Below are 4,006 nucleotides of genomic sequence, written 5' to 3' on the forward strand. Positions count from 1 at the left end.
GGTGCCCGGACCGGCAGTAGCGGTTCGATCACTGTCCACAACTCGTCTTCCACGATCCACGGGGCCGCCACGACGAAACATACTGCACCGCAACGAGAATCACCGCCACTCAACCGAACCTGTTAGGGGCTCCCAAGTGCGGCACCACCCCGATACACCACGCCATTCGACTTGACCCGCTACAACGGATTCAGCCGGGAACTGCATCTGGTAGCAGGACCCGCCTGATCTGCGCCTTGGAAACGGAGTGGATCCGAATTCACATCGGCGCGGTCACGGCCGACTACTCTTCTTCGGCCATCGACTACCGGCTTTGCCTTCGCGCTGGAGCGTCTTGATCCAGTCTTGCGCAATATGGTGCGGAACGGCGTAGTGTTTAGCTACCTTCGGGACGCTGCCCAGGCGCCAGAAGTTTATGGGAAAATCCGAGGGCATTCCGTTCTTCTCAAGCCGCTCACCACGCGCCGGTTTCGCGATCGCCCCAGTGCCGGGCTGCTCCACACTCTCGATCGGAGGCGCGGTCGCCGGGGCGATCACTTCGTCTGCCTTCGAAGGCGTCTCCGGCGCAGCCCAGAAAACCGCCGCGGCTCGCACCAGCAAGGAGAAGTCGATTTCGCCCAATTCGAATGGAACGGGAGAATCGCCGCCGCCGCTTCGCACCTCGACGATCCGCGCACAATTTCCGTCGAGCTCAACCGTGGCGGTCACGATATCGGGCGAGTCCGCTTCCGCGATACTGATCCTGTACAGCTTTCCCATGGTCTACTCCGCCGCCTGGGTGCTCGCATCACCAAGCTTCCGAAGCCTGCCAATCCAGCCCTGCGCGGTGTGCCGGGGCACATCGTAGTATTTTGCCAGCCCGGTGACGGTGCCGATTCTCGCGTAGTTCGCACGCAACTCATCCGGGGCGGGCATTTTGCGGTAAGCCCGGCCCGCCGACGCATCGACGACATTCCCCTGCCGCAGCCGGGCATGCTCCGCTCGGCTCGTTTTGACCCCTTCGGACGACGGGCCCGGCGCAGCGGCCGCGGCACAGCCGTCGAATAACGCGAGCTCGGATCGCTCACCGCCACCGAACACTCTGGACGCCAATGCTCGAACGATCGCGGCGAGATCGATATCGGGAAAATTGGCCGACGTCAGGCCTTCCGGCGCCTCCGATGTAACGGACACACCGGTCACGCGCGGCCCCGGGTGACCGGTGTCTATGCGCAGCGTCATCCGAGTTCTTGTCGCGGTGTCCTGCGAATCGCCCCGCACGATCACGACGGTGTACATGGTCATCCTCTGTCCGGTCCTCGATAACGTCGTGGGGCTGCTGTACATTGCCACCAAGATACTGGGCAGGTATGACACGCATGGCACTGATCCTGGGTTCAGACCGCTCGACGAGTTCCTCTCCGCCTGTCCAGAGATGAACGAGCTGGCCCGGCTCGTGACCGAGTTCGCCCAGTCGATGACCGGCATGCACCGCAGCGACCTCGATCATTGTGAAACAGGCCCGCGCGGCTGCCGGAACCGATCCGTTCCTGTCGGGCACTCCCGCTCCGGCATATCCCAACGCCCCCACAGTTCCCGCGAACCCGAACGATGCGGCAGGTCACCACTGTCACCTCATCGTGCAGCAGCCCAGCACTGCTGAACGGGTAGCGGCCTGGCGCGACTTTCTGGATGGATTCGACGACGGCAAAGTCCTCATCGATCTCGTGCATTTCGACTACCGACGCGCCACCTGCCACGAGCAGAACTCGGTCCCCTGCCTTCACGACAACGAGCCCTTCTTGTGAAACAAACCGACCAGTCCATGACTGCATCGCAAGTGTGTTCGAACGTTGGGCCGATGGCTTCTCGGCGCCGCTGCGGCGCGTCGTCGATCCGCCGATACCCTGTGCTCGTTGACCTGGCCGATGTACTCACCTCCCCGGGCCTCTTCGGCCGTGACCAAGTGTCGCTGCGCGCCAAATCCGCAGGTCTCGACATCGCGAGGACGGTGCCGGGGCGCTGTACGCCTGGACGCGCTGCGTCGACGGCTCGCTGCTGGGCTTGATTCGATTCTGATTCCTGGCGGGAGCAGCGGTTGTGTCGAGGCCCGGCAGTGGGTCCCCGCCCGCGCTCTTACGCGTACCGATTCGTAACAAGTTCACGCGGCGCGTATGACGCGCGTATGACGCCGTACTACGATGGAAGTGTGGGTTACGACTGGCCGGAATGGGCTTTGGATCGGTTGCGCGGTATCGAGCCGTGGGAAGTGATGCAGGTCCTGACCGGGAAACGTCCACGCTGGCCGCGGCGCGGACGTGATCGCACTGGTGCGTCCATCCTGACCATTTGGGGTCGCACAAATGCCGGGCGGCCGCTGAAGGTGGCCGTGTATCAGGCATCGGCCTGGCAATGGCATATAGCTGCGGCTCGGGACCTCAACGGTGCCGAGTTGGCCGAGTTCGAGCAGTGGGAGGAGACCCGCCGATGACCAAGCAACAGCACTACCTGGCCCCAACGCCTGAGCAGGTGGACGCCTTGATGGACGCCACCGATTTGATCTGGGACGACGTTCCCGAGGACGAAGCACCGCCGGTGCTGACCGAGGACGAGGCAAGCAAGGTGATGGTTGTCCGGTCCGTGCGCTTGCCGGTGGACCTGGATAAGCGCATCAACGCCGAGGCCGATGCCCGCGGCGTCACCCGGTCGGACCTGCTTCGGGATTGGGCATCCATTCAGTTGGCTGAACTTTCTGAGGATCAGCCCATTTCTCGTGCGGATGCGCTGCGTGCTCTGGCCTCTATCCCGCCGCGACGGACCGCCTGACCACAGCCGTGATGGTCCTGCGGGCCGACGCCGGCCGACTGGTTGCGCGTTTCAGCGTGGCATCTACCGGTGTCTGGGTCTTCCTCCCTCACGTACTACCGACGTGCCCGCGGGCCGCTGACGATCGCGGTCACGCCCATCATATGCGAGGTTGCGTCCAGCAGAGTGGTGTATCAGCGACTCCGTAGCGACTATGTGAGCGTGTCGTAGCCGGAGAGTGGGCGGTCACCGCGTGATCCTTCCTGAACCGCCAAGCTCAACGAAGGGAAAGTTCACGCGATGACCGGGATCGAGCCTATCGACCCGGGCAAGTCGTTCGCCGAGCAGCTCGCCGCAACCAGCCCCGACCTGCTGCGGGAGATGCTGTCGACGGTCGTTCACTCACTGATGAGCGCCGAAGCGGATGCGATGTGCGGCGCTGACTACGGTGAATGCAGCCAGCAGCGGGTCAACTCTCGTAACGGTTACCGGCACCGCGATTTCGATACCCGAGTCGGCACGATCGATGTCGCCATCCCGAAATTACGGTCGGGCAGCTACTTCCGGATTGGCTGTTCGAACGCCGCAAACGCGCCGAACGAGCCCTCCAGCGTGGTGGCGACCTGCTACCTGCTCGGCGTCGAGGTCACCTCCGGCGAGGACGGTGCCGGCTGGCTGGCGTTCTTCCGTGACCTGGTTGCCCGCGGCAGTCGATCACGAACGCCACGTACACGAACCCGCTCCATGTGGGCACATAAGTGAAATCGGTGACCCATTTGCGATTCGGCTCGGACGCGGTGAAATCGCGGTCGAGAAGGTCCGGGGCGCGGACGATGACCGGCTCCTTCCCGGCGATCGTGGTGCGATGTCGACCGTCGCGGACCACTCAACCGGCACGGCCCGTTCAAGACTCTCACCGAGGTCGAGTTCGCGCTCATGGAATGGTGCGACTGGTACAACAACGCCCGCCTGCATTCCCGCCTGGACTACTTGACCCCAGCGGAATACGAGGCTGCCTACTACGCTCGACAACTACCACGCCGACCGGCGCTGGTCTGAAACCGAAGCCGGTCTCTTACTCGTGACGGTTCAAGATGAATCGCCCCGGTTTTTGTGCTCACCCTCTTTCTTGGGAGGATGGGCAAGATCATGCCAAGCAAGTACGACGCCGCGACCAGGGCCAAAGCTGTCCGGCTGGTGGTCGATCACCGTGGCGACTACC

At 63.4% G+C, this 4,006-nt stretch carries 6 protein-coding genes and 2 pseudogenes; 5 read left to right on the top strand and 3 right to left on the bottom strand.

The genetic code is table 11. The features are described from left to right. Positions 1-273: 273 nt before the first annotated feature. Together GVY64_RS36545 and GVY64_RS36550 are read right to left on the bottom strand one after the other, a co-directional pair. Positions 274-759, bottom strand: a complete 486-nt coding sequence (locus GVY64_RS36545) for a hypothetical protein (RefSeq protein ID WP_159851221.1) — start codon at positions 757-759, stop codon at positions 274-276. Positions 760-762: 3 nt separating this feature from the next. Further along, on the bottom strand, positions 763-1,284 hold the full coding sequence (locus tag GVY64_RS36550; RefSeq protein ID WP_159851223.1) for a hypothetical protein: 522 nt from the start codon (positions 1,282-1,284) through the stop codon (positions 763-765). Positions 1,285-1,490: 206 nt separating this feature from the next. On the opposite strand from GVY64_RS36550, the gene GVY64_RS36555 reads away from it, so the two are divergent. The 4 genes from GVY64_RS36555 to GVY64_RS36570 all read left to right on the top strand — a co-directional run bounded on the left by GVY64_RS36555 (position 1,491) and on the right by GVY64_RS36570 (position 3,546). After that, entirely contained in the window at positions 1,491-1,787 is a 297-nt protein-coding gene (locus GVY64_RS36555) for a hypothetical protein (protein WP_159851225.1), read from the top strand. Positions 1,788-2,188: 401 nt separating this feature from the next. Continuing rightward, a complete protein-coding gene (locus GVY64_RS36560) occupies positions 2,189-2,470 on the top strand; it encodes a hypothetical protein (protein ID WP_159851227.1) in 282 nt (93 codons plus the stop codon). Next, positions 2,467-2,805, top strand: coding sequence for a CopG family transcriptional regulator (locus tag GVY64_RS36565; RefSeq protein WP_159851228.1), 339 nt, complete (start codon positions 2,467-2,469; stop codon positions 2,803-2,805). The genes GVY64_RS36560 and GVY64_RS36565 overlap by 4 nt, the downstream gene beginning before the upstream one ends. A gap of 279 nt (positions 2,806-3,084) precedes the next feature. Continuing rightward, positions 3,085-3,546: a transposase gene (locus tag GVY64_RS36570; RefSeq protein WP_159851230.1), complete on the top strand. Its 462-nt coding sequence runs from the start codon at positions 3,085-3,087 to the stop codon at positions 3,544-3,546. On the opposite strand, the pseudogene GVY64_RS38540 reads toward GVY64_RS36570, so the two are convergent. Further along, positions 3,482-3,670, bottom strand: a pseudogene (locus GVY64_RS38540) (IS3-like element ISPfr13 family transposase); the annotation flags it as partial. The gene GVY64_RS36570 and the pseudogene GVY64_RS38540 overlap by 65 nt on opposite strands. Before the next feature lie 26 nt (positions 3,671-3,696). On the opposite strand from GVY64_RS38540, the pseudogene GVY64_RS39380 reads away from it, so the two are divergent. Next, positions 3,697-3,843, top strand: a pseudogene (locus tag GVY64_RS39380) (IS3 family transposase); the annotation flags it as partial. Positions 3,844-4,006 lie beyond the last annotated feature (163 nt).

It is taken from the genome of Nocardia sp. CY41 (assembly GCF_009829325.1).
GTDB lineage: Bacteria > Actinomycetota > Actinomycetes > Mycobacteriales > Mycobacteriaceae > Nocardia.